The following is a 13,799-nucleotide window of genomic DNA, read 5'->3' as shown; positions in this document are numbered from 1 at the left end:
GTTCATCGAATTGGCAGTGAACATGCCCGAGCAGGAGCCGCAGGTCGGGCAGGCCGAGCGCTCGATGACCTTGACGTCCTCGTCGGAGACCCTGTCGTCGGCGGCCGCCACCATGGCATCGACCAGGTCGAGCGCCTGCGTCTTGCCGGCGAGCACCACCTTGCCGGCTTCCATCGGACCGCCGGAAACGAAGACGGTAGGGATGTTGAGGCGCAATGATGCCATCAGCATGCCGGGCGTGATCTTGTCGCAATTGGAGATGCAGACCATGGCGTCGGCACAGTGAGCGTTGACCATGTATTCGACGGAATCGGCGATCAGCTCGCGCGACGGCAGCGAATAGAGCATGCCGTCATGGCCCATGGCGATGCCGTCGTCGACGGCGATGGTGTTGAATTCTTTGGCGACGCCGCCGGCCTTCTCGATCTCGCGCGCCACCAGTTGGCCGAGATCCTTCAGATGGACATGGCCCGGCACGAACTGGGTGAAGGAGTTGACCACCGCGATGATCGGCTTGCCGAAATCGCTGTCCTTCATGCCGGTGGCGCGCCAGAGGCCGCGAGCGCCGGCCATGTTGCGGCCATGTGTGGTGGTGCGGGAGCGATAGGCAGGCATGTTTTTTCCTTGGTGGCTGGCCACAGCCAGGCATGGCGCGGCGGAGCTGAATTCGGACCGCAGGCGTTATAGACGCGCAAGCCCGGTCTGGCCACAATTTTGCAATGCGCCAGATTCTCTCAAAAAAAATGCGTAGCGCTGTCGGATGGCGCACTGCATGCCCGTCCTTAGGCAGACGACATGGAAATGGCACCACGTTCGGAGTCAGCCGTTTCGCCGTAACGCAACCAAAACAACCCGAGGAGCACGACATGCAAAAGATCACCACCTGCCTGTGGTTCGACGGCCAGGCCGAAGAGGCCATGAATTTCTACGTCTCCATCTTCAAGAATTCGAAGGTGCTGAGCGTAATGCGCTGGCCCGAAGGCCACGCCGATGAAGGCAAGGTGCTGGTGACCACGTTCGAACTCGACGGGGTGCAATTCCAGGCGCTCAATGGTGGACCGCAGTTCAAGCACACCGAGGCGATGTCGCAGTCGATCGACTGCAAGACGCAGGAAGAGGTGGATTACTTCTGGGACAAGCTCATCGAAGGTGGCGGCCAACCGTCGCAATGCAGCTGGCTGAAGGATAAATTCGGCGTCTCCTGGCAGGTCGTGCCGGAGCAGCTGCCGCGCCTGCTTCTGGATCCGGACCGGGCCAAGGCCGGCCGCGTGATGTCGGCGATGATGCAGATGAGCAAGATCGACATCGCCAGGATCGAGGAAGCGGCGAGAGGATAGTCGAGGGTCGGCGCTGCCCCTCATCCGCCCTTCGGGCACCTTCTCCCCGTGAACGGGGAGAAGGGAAAACTGGCGCCTACGCCGCCGCCTTGTCGCGGACCTGATAATCCTTGATCGTGGCAAACGTGATCGCCTTCCAGCGTTCCGCTTCGTAGTTCAGCGAGAAAGCGTGCTGGGCGAGGAACACCGGATCATTGTCGAGGTCGCGGGCGATGTCACCGCGATGCGCCTCGATGAAGCGAAGCGTCTCGGCCTTGTCGTCGGCGGAGATCCAGCGGCACACGGAAAAGCGCGACATCTCGAATTCGACCGGCAGCGTGTATTCGAAGTTCAGCCGTTCCTTCAGCACGTCGAGCTGCAGCGCGCCGACGACGCCGACGATGGCCGGCGAGCCATCCTCCGGCGAAAACAGCTGCACGACGCCCTCCTCTGCCATCTGGTGCAGCGCTTCCTTGAGTTTTTTCGCCTTCATCGCGTCGCCGAGGCGCACACGACGCAGGATTTCCGGGGCGAAATTCGGAACGCCGCGGAACAGTATCTCCTCGCCTTCGGTCAGCGTGTCGCCGATGCGCAGCGTGCCATGGTTGGGGATGCCGACGACATCACCGGCAAAGGCCTCGTCAGCGGTGACGCGGGTGCGGGCAAAGAAGAACTGCGGCGCCGACAACGACATCGGTTTTCCCGTGCGCACCAGCTTGGCTTTCATGCCGCGCTCGAGCTTGCCGGAGCAGACGCGGACGAAGGCGATGCGGTCGCGATGGTTGGGATCCATGTTGGCCTGGATCTTGAAGACGAACGACGTCATCTTCTCCTCGGTCGCCTCGACCTTGCGGGTGTCCGCCTCCTGCGCGCGCGGCGGCGGTCCAAAAGCACCGAGCGCCTCGATCAGGTCGCGGACGCCATAATTGCGCAGCGCCGAACCGAAATAGACCGGCGTCAGATGGCCCTCGCGGAAGGCTTCTATATCAAGGGGTCTGCACGCTTCTCGCGCGAGCTCCAGTTCCTCGATGAAGGCTTCGCGCTCGTTTTCCGGCAGCAGGCCGGCAACGCGGTTGGAATCGGGACCGTTGACCGGCGTGCGTTCTTTCTCCGCGTCGCCCCTGCGCACGGCATTCAGCGCCAGATGATAGGTGCCGGCAAAATTCTTGCCGCGGCCGATCGGCCAGGTGACGGGGGCAGTATCCAGCGCCAGCTTCTGTTCGATCTCGTCCAAAATCTCGAACGGATCGCGGCTTTCGCGGTCCATCTTGTTGATGAAGGTGATGATCGGAATGTCGCGCAGCCGGCAGACTTCGAACAGTTTCAGTGTGCGCGGCTCGATGCCCTTGGCGGCATCGATGACCATGACCGCCGAGTCGACCGCCGACAGCGTGCGGTAGGTGTCGTCGGCGAAATCCTCGTGGCCGGGCGTGTCGAGCAGGTTGAAGACATTGTCCTCATACTCGAAGGTCATCACCGAGGTGACGACCGAGATGCCGCGCTCGCGCTCGATCTTCATCCAGTCGGACCGCGTCTGGATCTTGTCCTTCTTGGCCTTGACCTCGCCGGCGAGCTGGATGGCGCCGCCGAACAGCAGCAGCTTTTCGGTGAGCGTCGTCTTGCCGGCGTCCGGGTGCGCGATGATCGCGAAGGTGCGGCGGCGTGCCACTTCTTCTTCTATTGCTTCGGGCATTCTCTGGGATTTCCGTGTGACAGGCCGGGCTTCTAGCAGCGCAGTGCCGGCCTGTCGACCGGTCCGGCGGCTCGGGCGCTGCTGATCGCCGCCTCACCGTCAGAGCATACAGCTCAGTCGTGCTGTGGCTCCGGCCAGTGCATTGCCGCATATTTTACGCTGCGCGATGTTGGCAAGCGGCTGCCGGGATGGCACTGGATGAACATCCCTCCGGATGACGAGGAAGAGGAGCAAGCATGACTGCGGCGAAACAAGTAATCGTCATCGGCGCCGGCATCATCGGTGCCTCCACCGCCTGGCATCTGAGCAGAGCGGGTGCGCAAGTGACGGTGATTGCCGACAGTGCTGCCGGTGGGGTGGCGACGCCAAATTCGTTCGCCTGGATCAACGCCAGCTGGGGCAATCCGGAGCCCTATTTCCGGCTGCGCACCCGCGCCATGGCCGAATGGTCGCGGCTGGCGCAGGACCTGCCCGACCTGCCGCTTATCTGGTGCGGCGGCCTGTGCTGGGACCTACCGGCGGCCGACATGGAAACCTACGCCACGGAACATTCCGCCTGGGGCTATGGCATCAGCCAAGTCGACCGCGCCGGTGCAGCGCGCATCGAACCTAATCTCACCGAGCTTCCGGATTTTGCCCTGCATGTTGCCGAAGAAGGTGTCGCAGAGCCCGTGGCCGCCGTCCGTGCCCTATTGGCAGACGCGAAGCGACATGGCGCGAAGACCATCTCCAGCACGGTGACGGCCCTGGTCCAGACCGGCGGCAGGATCACCGGTGTCGACACATCGCATGGCCTGATTGCATCGGACGAGGTGGTGGTCGCGGCCGGCGTTGGCTCGCCGGAGATCGCCGCGACCGCCGGGATCAACCTGCCGATCGAAACGCCGCCCGGCCTGATCGTCCATTCGCGACCGCACGAAAAGCTGCTCAACGGGCTGGTGCTGGCCGAGCGGCTGCACATGCGCCAGACGGCGGAAGGCCGCATCATCGCCGGCTCGGATTTTGGCGGAGCCGATCCGGGCATGGATGCCGAAGCCACCGCCCACGCCCTGTTTGCGGCCATGAAGGCCATGCTGCGCGACAGCGATGGGTTGGAACTCGATTTCCACACGGTCGGCTACCGGCCGACGCCGATCGACGGCTTTCCGATCATTGGCCGCGCCGAGGGCTTGGACGGTGTCTATGTCGCCGTCATGCATTCCGGCATCACGTTGGCGCCGGCCATCGGCCTGTTCGCCGCTCGGGAAATCCTCGACGGCGAGCGCGACCCCTTACTTGCCCCTTATGGATTGTCGCGTTTCGCTCAATAGGCGGGCGGACGCCGAAAGCCGCCGGTCAGTGGTTCGATTGCCCTGGCGATGCCGAGCAGCTGTGACTCCGACCAGCGTTTGCCGACCAGTTGCAAGCCGATCGGCAAGCCCTCGCTGCCCTGTCCGCATGGGATGGAAAGCGCCGGATGGCCGCTGTAGTTGAAGACGGCGCCATAGGCCGGCAGCATCCAGTAGCTCTGCTCCTTGCCGTCGACCGTGATCGGCGTGCCCGGCTCGCAATGCGGGAAGGCGGAAGTCATGGCGACCGGGCAGAGCAGCGCGTCATGGTTTTCGAAAAACCGGTCCCAGGCGAGAATGGACCTGTCGCGGCGGGCGAGTGCCTCGAACCAATGCGAGACCGGTGTCGGGTTCTCCGGCGACTCCGGCTGGGCGGCCTCCAGCATCATGCCGATCAGCGCGCCGCCCTGCTCCAGATCGTGGTGCAGATCGAGTTTCGGCAGTTTTGCCTCCTCAACGAGGGCACCGGCCGATTGCAGCTGCCTTGCGAGGTTTTCGACCGCGGCGCTGATGTCGCCGGCCACCGGAAAGCCGGGAAAGGACGGCGCGAAGGCGATGCGCAATGTCCTAGGGTCGAGCTTCGGCATATCCTGGACCGGCACCGGAGCAAGATCGGTGTCGCTTCCATCCGGGCCGGCGATGATTTGATAAATCAGCGCCAAATCTTGCACGCTGCGCGCCAACGGCCCGAGGCAGGACATCAGCCGCACGCTGCGCGCGGCACCGCCGGGATCGGGGAAGGCACCGGCCAGCGAGACACGATGCTCCGTCGGCTTCAAGCCATAAACACCGCAAAAGGCGGCCGGCAGCCGGATCGAATCCTGCATGTCTGTGCCCACGTCGAACGGCGTCATCCCCAAGCAAATTGCCGCTGCCGCGCCTCCGCTGGAGCCTCCCGCCGTGCGCTGGAGATTCCATGGATTGTTGGTGCGGCCGAACAGCGGGTTGTTCGATTGCCAGTCCGAAAGCATGGCCGCGACATTGGTCTTGGCCATCAGCACGCCGCCGGCCGCTTTCAGTCTGATGACGACCGGGCTGTCCTGCTTGGCGACATAGTCGGCAAAGGGCGGGAAGCCGACCGTGGTCCTTATGCCTGACGTTTCGTGCATGTCTTTCAGCGTGAACGGCACGCCATGCAGAGGTCCGGGTGCGGCGCCGCGCGCCTGGGCAGCGTCCGCCTTCTTGGCACGCTCGCGGGCGCCTTCCCTGTCGAGCGAGATGACGGCATTCACCGCATGGTTGTGCGCATCGATTTGCGCCAGATAGGCGTCGAGTGCTTCCACGGCGGAGATTTTGCGCTTGGCGATGGCTGCAGCGAGATCGACGGTTGAGGAGAAGACGATGTCCATGAGGAATGCTCCGGCTTAGCCGCGCGTGCCTGACCAATTGGCGGAACGCGGCGCGATTTCAAGCGGAGTTGAGCATTCGGTATTCGCTAGTGCTTGATCGAAGTTGTGCTGCCGATGTCGGCACTCTACGGCGCCCCCCTCTGGCCTGCCGGCCATCTCCCCCTCAAGTGGGGAGATTGGATAGCGTCACGGCTTTCGCCAATCTTCAACGTTGCAAGAACGCGCGGTGGGCGAAGCTGCCAATCTCCCCACTTGAGGGGGAGATGTCCGGCAGGACAGAGGGGGCGCTGGCCCGCGACTTTGCAGCATTTGCGATCCGGCGAAGAAACTTACCCGACCAGCGCCAGCTTTGCCGCCGCTGGAGCAAACGGGCGAATGCTGATGCCGTCCCGCGTCATCGTGACAAAACTCGATGGCGGGATCGCCTGCCAGTCGCCGCCCTCGCGGTCGAACGGCTCGGACACGATGCAGCGGCCGCCGCCCTTGCGCAAGACGGAGGTGTAGAGCGTCGGCGCGTGGGCGTCGGTGGCATAGCGCACCGCATGCAGCGCCTGTCCATCCGAGAAGGCGGCGGTGAGCTTCAGCGCTGGTTCGAGGCCGGCGCGGCGCGAGGCTTCGAGCACGCGGCTAGTGGCGCGGGACACCGCGCCTTGCGGATCGCCGGCCAACCCTTCGTCGATCATCAGCAGGAAAAAGAGTTCGGAATCGGTGGTGCCTTCGCGCTGGTCGAAGACGGCGTCTGACAGCGAATTCTCCAGCGCGCGGCGGATCTTCTCGAAGCCGCCGATCTGGCCGTTGTGCATGAACGACCAGGCGCCGGAGATGAACGGATGGCAATTCATGCGGCTGGTGGCGCCGCCGGTGGACGCCCGTACATGGGCGAGGAACAGGCCGGATTTGATCTGCCGGCACAGGCTTTTCAGATTGGGATCGGACCAGGCCGGCAGGATATCGCGATAGAGACCCGGCTCTGGGCGGTCGCCATACCAGGCAAGGCCGAAGCCGTCGCCATTGGTCGGCGATTTCGCTTCCTGGGCGCAATGGCTCTGGGCGATCAGCGAGTGACAGGGCGCCGTGAGGATGTCTTCGAGAAAGACCGCTTCACCGAGATAGGCCGCCCACCGGCACATCGCTTCTGTCGTCCTCTAGGCGCGATCCATAAGAGCCGCAGGCTCCTTGATCGCGTGTGTGTCTCTGTTGTGCGTCCGCTCGTAAAGCTCGCGAACGATTCGGCTGGCGGTAGTTTCAAACAGAAATGGCAAGAAAGCATGAACGAGCGCAGCACAAGCCGCCATCAACAGGCGCGACGAAAACCAGGCGGCAAAGCCCATGTGGCTGAAATAGGTTTCGCCGACCTTGGCCGGGTGAGAGGTGAAAATCTTGGCGACCGACATGCTGGTTCCCCTTCAGCGCTTCAAGTTCCTGATATGAGTATCCTGACACGCTTCGCCGGTTCATCGGTCTCAAAATGTCCTTGTATTTCGGTGATCCTTGGGACAAACATCCCACATGACGCTGGAAATTGACGAAATCGACCGGAAATTGCTCACTGAGCTGCAACGCGACGGCACGCTGTCGGTCGACCAGCTGTCGGAACGGGTGGCGCTGTCGCGCAATGCCTGCTGGCGCCGAGTGAGGCGGCTGGAAGAGGCTGGTGTCATCACCGGCAGGGTGGCGCTGGTCGATGCCGAAAAGCTCGGGCTTGGCCTTTCCGTCTTCATCCTGATCCGCACGTCCAACCACGATCCGGAGTGGCTGCAGAAGTTCCGGGCGGCGGTGACCGGCTTTCCCGAGATCATCGGCGTCTACCGCATGTCCGGCGACCTCGATTATGTCTTGCGCGCCCGCGTCGCCGACGTGAAGGCCTATGACCGGCTCTATCAGCGGCTGATTGCCAAGGTGGCGCTGTCGGACGTTTCCGCGTCGTTCGTGATGGAGGAAATCAAGGAAACGACCGTCGTTCCGATGGAACTGCGTTAGGGGCAGCGCATGTGGGATTGGGTAGTGTCTCGGTATGAACTGGGCGCTTCTGGTCTTTAGGTCCGGTGGGCCTCGTGTAGCCTTAGCAATTCTGACTTGGCATCCACCAAAACCTGTTTCCAATGAGCGATATCGTCCGGCGTCGCTGGTTCTGGCAAAGCGTTTGCTGCATAGGCCTTCAACATGGCCTCAGCGAGACGCTTGCTAGACTCTGCAGTGCTTCTCAATAGGGCTAAGATGTCGGGTTGGTCATCGGCCTGATTATCCATGCGGCCAACATATCGAAATTCGAACAGTTAGGCGACAAACTACCGGACCGGCCATCGTGCCGCCCAAAAGAAAGCCGTTGATAGAATTACAGTCGAGTTGACCGAATCGCCGTTCGCGCCGATAGGATCGATTTTATGCGCGCAGCCCTTCAAACTTCCTCCGTCATCGGTCCGACCGTCGGCTTCGTCAGGTTGCCGCATGCTGAAGGACTTCCCCTTCCCGCCTATGAAAGCACTGGTGCCGCCGGCATGGATCTGCGCGCCGCTGTGCCGGACGACCGGCCGCTGCTGATCCTTCCGGGAAAGCGCGCTCTGGTGCCGACCGGGCTGATCCTGGAAATTCCGGAAGGCATGGAGGGCCAGGTGCGGCCCCGCTCCGGACTTGCTTTCAAGCACGGCCTGACCGTCCTCAACACGCCCGGCACCATCGATAGCGACTATCGCGGCGAGGTGAAGGTGCTGCTGATCAATCTCGGCGATGAAGACTTTGCCGTGACGCGCGGCATGCGCGTCGCCCAGATCATCTTCGCTGCGGTGGCCCAGGCGACCGTGGAAGAGCGCAGTCTGGCCGGTGGTACGGCGCGTGGCGCGGGCGGGTTCGGATCGACCGGCACCGCCTGATGCCTGAACTGCCTAAGCTTGTCATCTTCGACTGCGACGGGATCCTGGTCGATACAGAGAATTTGGCCAATCGGCGTCTCGCCGAATGGCTGACCGCTGCCGGCTATCCGACAAGCTTCGAATATTGCCGCAAGAATTTCTCCGGCCGCAGCATGGCGTCGGTGCAGAAAGAGATCCAAGAAGAGACCAGCGTCAGGCTCGGCGCCGGTTTCGTCGATCGCTGGAACGCAGGCCTGCCGGACCTGTTTGCCCACGGCGTCGAAGCGATCCCCTACGTCCGCGAGTTCGTCGAAGCCGTGCGTTCAGCCGGTATCGCCTATTGCGTCGCCACCTCGGCCCGGGTGTCGAAGATGCACATCACGCTTGGCCAGACCGGGCTGCTGCCGCTGTTCGAACACGCGATGTTTTCCTCGACCATGGTCAGCCGTGGCAAGCCGTTCCCGGACCTGTTCCTGCATGCGGCCAAGACCATGGGCTTCGCGCCTGCCGACTGCATCGTCATCGAGGACAGCGTCGCCGGCACGCAGGCCGGGATCGCCGCCGGCATGCGGGTGTTTTCCTACCATGCCGATCCCTATTCCGACCGCGCCGGCCTGATCCAGGCCGGCGGCATCCTGTTCGACGACATGCGCGAGCTGGCCGGGCTGGTGCCGATCCACTGACCTGATCTTCAGCCTGCAGCTGTACGCCTCGATTGTCCGTGCTAGCTTGGCGCCGCCAACTCGAGGCCACGCATGAACCCCAGCCTGCTCCGCCTCATCCTCGCCTTGATGCTGGCGCCGTTTCTATGGACCGCGGCCGGCGCGCAAGCCATCAGCTTTCCGGAGCTCGGCAGCGCTCTGCCCGGCCGCACGGATGTCACCTATCTCGACCTCGCGAGGATGGTCATTCCGGACCTCGCTGCGGACAAGGACGGCTTCTATAGGGGTGGGTTGCCGATCGAGATGCGTCATATCGAGGGACCGGACAGCGGCGGTTCGCCGCCCGAGACTTCGGGCTTTTCCAATGCCGCGGTGCTCGCCATCAAGGCCGGCGGCAAGGATCGGCTGACCATGCTGTTCGACCTTGGCGATTCTCCCGACAGCGCCGAAGGCTATGCGGTGCTGGCGCTCTACGACATCACGGCCAAGCCAAAGCTGCTCGACGCCGTCAATGTCGCGCTCGACCGCGGCACCTATTTCCACGAGCCGGGCAGACTTTCGGTCAGCGCCAACGATGACGTCCTCATCACCATGAGCGCGCATTTCAATTCGAGCCAGAACTATGTGATCACGCCGCTGATCATGATCCGCGACGACAAGTTCGAACCGATCGACATGATCTATACGTTCGACGAAAACCTGTGCGCCTACAGCCGCAAGCAGGACGTGACTTTGCAGACCGTAGGCGACGGCCAGCCTTATGCCGCCATCAAGGTGACCGTGACCGACTCTACTGTGCTGAACGGCGAAAGCTGTGACGACACTCCGCCCAGACCAGAGTCCCACGAGATTTCCGTCACCTATCACTGGGACAAGAAGACATCGCGCTACACCAAGGATTCCGACGCGCTGGACAAATTGGCAGGAGAGAACGCCAATCGCTTCTGAACCAACCGCATTCGTTTGCCCGGTCAAATCGGGCAGGATAAAATCCGCTTAGCCACACCGCACATGATGGGGGAACTACCATGGACAAGGGCAAGATCTTTCGCGACCTGCATGCCTCGACCTTCGTCATGCCCAATCCCTGGGATATTGGCACGACGAAGCTGCTGGCCTCGTTCGGTTTCACGGCGCTGGCGACGACCAGCGCCGGCTTTGCTTTTTCACGCGGCCTGCCGGATGGCGCCGTGACCTTCGACCAGATGATCCACCATTGCCGCGAGGTGACGGCGGCGACCAGCCTGCCTGTCTCCGCCGACCTCGAGAAAGGCAAGGGCGACAGCGCCGAGCAGGCCGCCGAAACCGTCTTCGCGGCGGAAGCGGCCGGCCTTGCCGGATGCTCGATCGAGGACCACACCGGCGATCCGGACAAGCCGATCTATGATTTCGCGCACGCCGTCGAGCGCGTTGCGGCGGCGGCGGAGGCGGCGCGGGCGCTGAAGCGCGATTTCGTCTTCACCGCGCGGGCGGAGAATTTCCTGTGGGGCAAGTCCGACCTCGACGACACCATCAAGCGGCTGCAGGCCTTCGAGAAGGCCGGCGCCGACGTGCTCTATGCGCCCGGCATCGGCGACGTCGAGATGATCCGCACGCTCTGCTCGGCGGTCAACAAGCCGGTCAATGTCATGGCAAAGCCTGGCTTCACCATCGCCGACCTCGCCATGGCCGGCGTCAAGCGCATCTCGCTCGGGCCGTGGCTGACCAATTTCGCCTATGGCATGCTGGAAACGGCGGCGCGCGAGATCCAGCAGGACGGCACCTTCGGCTTCACCCGCGCCGCCATGCCGTTCGGCAAATTGCAAGCCCTCTTCGGCAAGTCTTCAGCTTGAACGGGGCCCATCGCATGACGCTTACCGTCGTCGATATGCATACCGGCGGCGAGCCGCTCAGGATCGTCACCGGCGGCTATCCCAGTGTCCCCAAGGGCACGATCCTGGAAAAGCGCGCCTATGTGCGCGACCATCTCGATCATCTCAGGAAGATCCTGATGTTCGAGCCGCGCGGCCATTACGACATGTATGGCGCCCTGCTGGTCGAACCCGACCTGCCCGGCGCCGACCTCGCCGTGCTGTTCATGCACAATGAGGGCTATTCGACGATGTGCGGCCACGCCATCGTCGCGCTCGGCCGCTACGCCGTAGATGAAGGATTGGTGGCGAAACAGGAACCAATCACGACAGTCAATATCGAGGCGCCGTGCGGGCTGGTCGTCGCCTCGGTCGAGGTCAGGGACGGCAAGGCCGGTGCGGTGTCGTTCGAAAGCGTGCCGGCGTTCCTGTTCGCCGGCGGGCAGACGATAGAGCTGGCGGGCCACGGCACGATCGGCTTCGACGTCGCCTATGGCGGCGCTTTCTACGCGCTGGCCGATTGTCACCAATTCGGGCTCGAATTCGGCAAAAGCCGGGTGCGCGATTTCGTCGATGCGGCAACCGCGCTGACGGACAGGCTCAAGGCCGAATTTCCGCTGTCGCATCCCGACCACGGCGACCTTGCCTTCCTCTACGGCACCATCCTGACCGATGGCCGCGATGCTTTTTCCGATGGGGTGACCAAGAACATCTGCGTCTTCGCCGAGGCGGAGGTCGACCGCTCGCCGACCGGGTCCGGCGTCACCGCAAGGCTGGCGGCCATGCATGCCAAGGGCGAGATCGCGATCGGGCAGACGCGTATGTTCGAAAGCATTGCCGGCTCGCGTTTTTCGGGAGCCGTGGTGCGGACGGCGAAGGCTGGCCCGCACGGGGCGATCATCGCCCGCGTCGGCGGCCGCGCCTATTATAGTGGCAGGACGGAGTTTATCGTCGAAGCGGACGACGAGCTCGGACGCGGATTCCTGTTGCGCTGAAGAAAATGCTCAGCGGCGCGAGGAGCGAGCCACTTCCCGCACCGAGATCGCCTTGTGCAGATGCACCATCACGGCGGCGGCGAAGAGCGGCGTCAGCAGGTTGAGCAACGGCACGGCGACGAAAGCCGCGATGAGCAGCCCGGCGAGGAACACCGTGCCGGCATAGTGCCTGCGTAAGGCCCTGGCCTCTTCTTCCCCGCGAAAGCGCATGGCAGCGAATTCGAAGAACTCGCGCCCGAGCAGATAGCCGTTGACGATAAAGAAGGCGGCTATGTTGACGCCCGGCACCAGCAGAAGCAGCAGGGCGACGATGTTGCCGAGAATGACGACGGCGAGGAATCGCGCCGACAGCACCAGCGAGCGCAGCGCCGGCATGGCGCGACCGGTCGGATCGCCGGGATAGTCGGTGCGCTCGACCACTTCGGCGATATCGTCGAGGAACAGGCCGGCGACAACAGCCGTCACCGGCGCGATGAGCAATGCCATGCCGAAGGCAAGCGCTATCGCGGCGATGATGCCACCCAGCCAGCCGGCCCAGGACGGTATGCCGGGCAACAGCGTCTGCAGCCACGGCAGGGCGAGCCACTCGACGAGGCTGGTCAGGCCGAACCACAAGGCGACAAGCGCCAGCAGCGTCAGACCCAATGTCTTGAGGAACACGGCCCGAAAGGGAGGCGAGAGCAGCTCGAGGGCCGCAGTGCGGGCAGCGTCGAAAATCACCGTGCTTTACCCCCAGGTCACACCAGACACCGTCGAAAAGGCGGATACTTCCGAGATAAGCAGAGCACGGCATGAGCGCAAGCAGGCCGGTTCTTTTGCTTTAACGCAGTCCCCAAGGGGAGAGCGCTATGCGCTTTTCCCGGGAAAACCGCTTCACACTTGTCCTGGAATTGCTCTACCGCGCAAATGCTGGCTTTCGAACCGGAATGGTCATGGCGGCGACCCCAGCCACGACAAACCCCATGCCCAGCCATGCCGTCGAGCCCAGGCTTTCGCCGAGGAAAAGGGCGCCGATGCCGACGCCGATCGGCACCCGCAGATAGGCCTGCGAGGTGGTGCCGACCGAACCCAACGTGTGGATGAGGCGGAAATAGATGACGAAGGCCAATGCGGTGGAAAACACCGACAGGCCGAGCAGGGCCAGAATCGATGCGGCCGAAGGCGCCAGCGTCCACGGCTGGTCGAACACCAGACTGAGGGGCACGAGGATGACGGCGCCGCACAGCATCGAACCGGCGGCAGGCAGCATCGGATCGAGACCCTTGAAGCCGCGGCCGAAAATGGCGGCCCCGGCATAGCAGATTGTTGCCGCTACGATGGCCAACTGCGCCCACAACTCGTGACCGAGACCACCCAGTGCCTGCGTGCCTATGATGAGACAGATGCCGGCAATGCCGGCGCCGACGCCAATCAGCTTCCGCACCGTGACCGGCTCGTGGCGGGTGATGAGCGCTGTCAAGAGGAAGGTGAAGATCGGCGAGGTCGCGTTCAGGATGGTGGCGAGGCCGGCATCGACCGAACGTTCCGCCGCGGCGATCAGGGTGAACGGGATGACGCTGTTGAGGCAGGCCTGGAAGGCGAAGCGGCGCCAGCTTGCCGCATCGCCCGGCATGGCGAGCCCGCGCCAGCGGAGGATGGCAAACAAGATACCACCGGCAATCAGGGTGCGGGCGGCAATGAAGGTGACCGGCGGGATGGTTTCGACGCCGGTCACCTTCATTGCCGCCCGCACCCTGATTGCCGGTGGTATCTTGTTT

Annotated in this window: 15 protein-coding genes; 8 read left to right on the top strand and 7 right to left on the bottom strand. The window is 63.3% G+C overall.

What is annotated here, in order from left to right; translation table 11 throughout:
- A partial coding sequence (locus EN749_RS17745; protein ID WP_189367574.1) for a dihydroxy-acid dehydratase occupies nt 1-615 on the bottom strand: 615 nt, incomplete at its 3' end.
- A 251-nt stretch (nt 616-866) separates the two neighbouring features.
- Between EN749_RS17745 and EN749_RS17740 the strand changes: the two genes are divergently transcribed.
- Nucleotides 867-1,337: a VOC family protein gene (locus EN749_RS17740; RefSeq protein ID WP_127266620.1), complete on the top strand. Its 471-nt coding sequence runs from the start codon at nt 867-869 to the stop codon at nt 1,335-1,337.
- 76 nt (nt 1,338-1,413) lie between these two features.
- Here EN749_RS17740 and EN749_RS17735 read toward each other — a convergent pair whose 3' ends face one another.
- Nucleotides 1,414-3,009: a peptide chain release factor 3 gene (locus EN749_RS17735; RefSeq protein ID WP_128363617.1), complete on the bottom strand. Its 1,596-nt coding sequence runs from the start codon at nt 3,007-3,009 to the stop codon at nt 1,414-1,416.
- Between the two features lie 236 nt (nt 3,010-3,245).
- On the opposite strand from EN749_RS17735, the gene EN749_RS17730 reads away from it, so the two are divergent.
- A complete protein-coding gene (locus EN749_RS17730; RefSeq protein ID WP_127808106.1) occupies nt 3,246-4,319 on the top strand; it encodes an FAD-binding oxidoreductase in 1,074 nt (357 codons plus the stop codon).
- Here EN749_RS17730 and EN749_RS17725 read toward each other — a convergent pair.
- The 3 genes from EN749_RS17725 to EN749_RS17710 form a co-directional block, all read right to left on the bottom strand.
- Nucleotides 4,313-5,686, bottom strand: coding sequence for an amidase (locus EN749_RS17725; protein ID WP_127396465.1), 1,374 nt, complete (start codon nt 5,684-5,686; stop codon nt 4,313-4,315). The genes EN749_RS17730 and EN749_RS17725 overlap by 7 nt on opposite strands.
- Nucleotides 5,687-6,015: 329 nt before the next feature.
- Nucleotides 6,016-6,816: a class II glutamine amidotransferase gene (locus EN749_RS17715; RefSeq protein ID WP_127266625.1), complete on the bottom strand. Its 801-nt coding sequence runs from the start codon at nt 6,814-6,816 to the stop codon at nt 6,016-6,018.
- A gap of 15 nt (nt 6,817-6,831) precedes the next feature.
- Nucleotides 6,832-7,080 (bottom strand): DUF6356 family protein, encoded by a 249-nt coding sequence (locus EN749_RS17710; RefSeq protein WP_127808107.1) that lies wholly within the window; start codon nt 7,078-7,080, stop codon nt 6,832-6,834.
- Between the two features lie 115 nt (nt 7,081-7,195).
- Here EN749_RS17710 and EN749_RS17705 point away from each other — a divergent pair, with 115 nt between their 5' ends.
- The 6 genes from EN749_RS17705 (at nt 7,196) to EN749_RS17680 (ending at nt 12,042) form a co-directional block, all read left to right on the top strand.
- A complete protein-coding gene (locus tag EN749_RS17705; protein ID WP_127332244.1) occupies nt 7,196-7,666 on the top strand; it encodes an Lrp/AsnC family transcriptional regulator in 471 nt (156 codons plus the stop codon).
- A gap of 404 nt (nt 7,667-8,070) precedes the next feature.
- Nucleotides 8,071-8,556, top strand: coding sequence for a dUTP diphosphatase (dut, locus tag EN749_RS17700; protein ID WP_127396467.1), 486 nt, complete (start codon nt 8,071-8,073; stop codon nt 8,554-8,556).
- Nucleotides 8,556-9,218 (top strand): HAD family phosphatase, encoded by a 663-nt coding sequence (locus tag EN749_RS17695; protein ID WP_128363616.1) that lies wholly within the window; start codon nt 8,556-8,558, stop codon nt 9,216-9,218. Before dut ends, EN749_RS17695 begins: the two co-directional genes overlap by 1 nt.
- A gap of 72 nt (nt 9,219-9,290) precedes the next feature.
- A complete protein-coding gene (locus EN749_RS17690) occupies nt 9,291-10,145 on the top strand; it encodes a hypothetical protein (protein ID WP_127808109.1) in 855 nt (284 codons plus the stop codon).
- 80 nt (nt 10,146-10,225) lie between these two features.
- Nucleotides 10,226-11,029, top strand: coding sequence for an oxaloacetate decarboxylase (locus EN749_RS17685; RefSeq protein ID WP_128287500.1), 804 nt, complete (start codon nt 10,226-10,228; stop codon nt 11,027-11,029).
- Between the two features lie 14 nt (nt 11,030-11,043).
- A complete protein-coding gene (locus EN749_RS17680) occupies nt 11,044-12,042 on the top strand; it encodes a proline racemase family protein (RefSeq protein WP_127398287.1) in 999 nt (332 codons plus the stop codon).
- A gap of 9 nt (nt 12,043-12,051) precedes the next feature.
- Here the strand turns inward: EN749_RS17680 and EN749_RS17675 are convergent, their stop codons facing one another.
- Both EN749_RS17675 and EN749_RS17670 read right to left on the bottom strand, forming a co-directional pair.
- The gene (locus EN749_RS17675) at nt 12,052-12,762 is read right to left on the bottom strand and encodes a sulfate transporter family protein (protein WP_128363615.1); all 711 of its coding nucleotides are present in this window, start codon (nt 12,760-12,762) and stop codon (nt 12,052-12,054) included.
- 175 nt (nt 12,763-12,937) lie between these two features.
- Nucleotides 12,938-13,762, bottom strand: a complete 825-nt coding sequence (locus EN749_RS17670; RefSeq protein ID WP_245491439.1) for an EamA family transporter — start codon at nt 13,760-13,762, stop codon at nt 12,938-12,940.
- Nucleotides 13,763-13,799: the final 37 nt, after the last annotated feature.

Origin of the sequence: Mesorhizobium sp. M7A.F.Ca.ET.027.02.1.1 (assembly GCF_004022985.1) — a bacterium.
In the GTDB taxonomy this organism is placed as follows: domain Bacteria; phylum Pseudomonadota; class Alphaproteobacteria; order Rhizobiales; family Rhizobiaceae; genus Mesorhizobium.
The sequence above is the reverse complement of the archived record's forward strand: the minus strand, read 5'-3'. Positions and strand labels throughout refer to the sequence as shown.

Coding starts and splice junctions, on each gene's coding strand:
- EN749_RS17670 (WP_245491439.1), bottom strand. CDS start 13,762: ATGAAGGTGACCGGCGTCGAAACCATCCCGCCGGTCACCTTCATTGCC.
- EN749_RS17730 (WP_127808106.1), top strand. CDS start 3,246: ATGACTGCGGCGAAACAAGTAATCGTCATCGGCGCCGGCATCATCGGT.
- EN749_RS17705 (WP_127332244.1), top strand. CDS start 7,196: ATGACGCTGGAAATTGACGAAATCGACCGGAAATTGCTCACTGAGCTG.
- EN749_RS17740 (WP_127266620.1), top strand. CDS start 867: ATGCAAAAGATCACCACCTGCCTGTGGTTCGACGGCCAGGCCGAAGAG.
- EN749_RS17725 (WP_127396465.1), bottom strand. CDS start 5,686: ATGGACATCGTCTTCTCCTCAACCGTCGATCTCGCTGCAGCCATCGCC.
- EN749_RS17685 (WP_128287500.1), top strand. CDS start 10,226: ATGGACAAGGGCAAGATCTTTCGCGACCTGCATGCCTCGACCTTCGTC.
- dut (WP_127396467.1), top strand. CDS start 8,071: ATGCGCGCAGCCCTTCAAACTTCCTCCGTCATCGGTCCGACCGTCGGC.
- EN749_RS17710 (WP_127808107.1), bottom strand. CDS start 7,080: ATGTCGGTCGCCAAGATTTTCACCTCTCACCCGGCCAAGGTCGGCGAA.
- EN749_RS17695 (WP_128363616.1), top strand. CDS start 8,556: ATGCCTGAACTGCCTAAGCTTGTCATCTTCGACTGCGACGGGATCCTG.
- EN749_RS17680 (WP_127398287.1), top strand. CDS start 11,044: ATGACGCTTACCGTCGTCGATATGCATACCGGCGGCGAGCCGCTCAGG.
- EN749_RS17735 (WP_128363617.1), bottom strand. CDS start 3,009: ATGCCCGAAGCAATAGAAGAAGAAGTGGCACGCCGCCGCACCTTCGCG.
- EN749_RS17690 (WP_127808109.1), top strand. CDS start 9,291: ATGAACCCCAGCCTGCTCCGCCTCATCCTCGCCTTGATGCTGGCGCCG.
- EN749_RS17715 (WP_127266625.1), bottom strand. CDS start 6,816: ATGTGCCGGTGGGCGGCCTATCTCGGTGAAGCGGTCTTTCTCGAAGAC.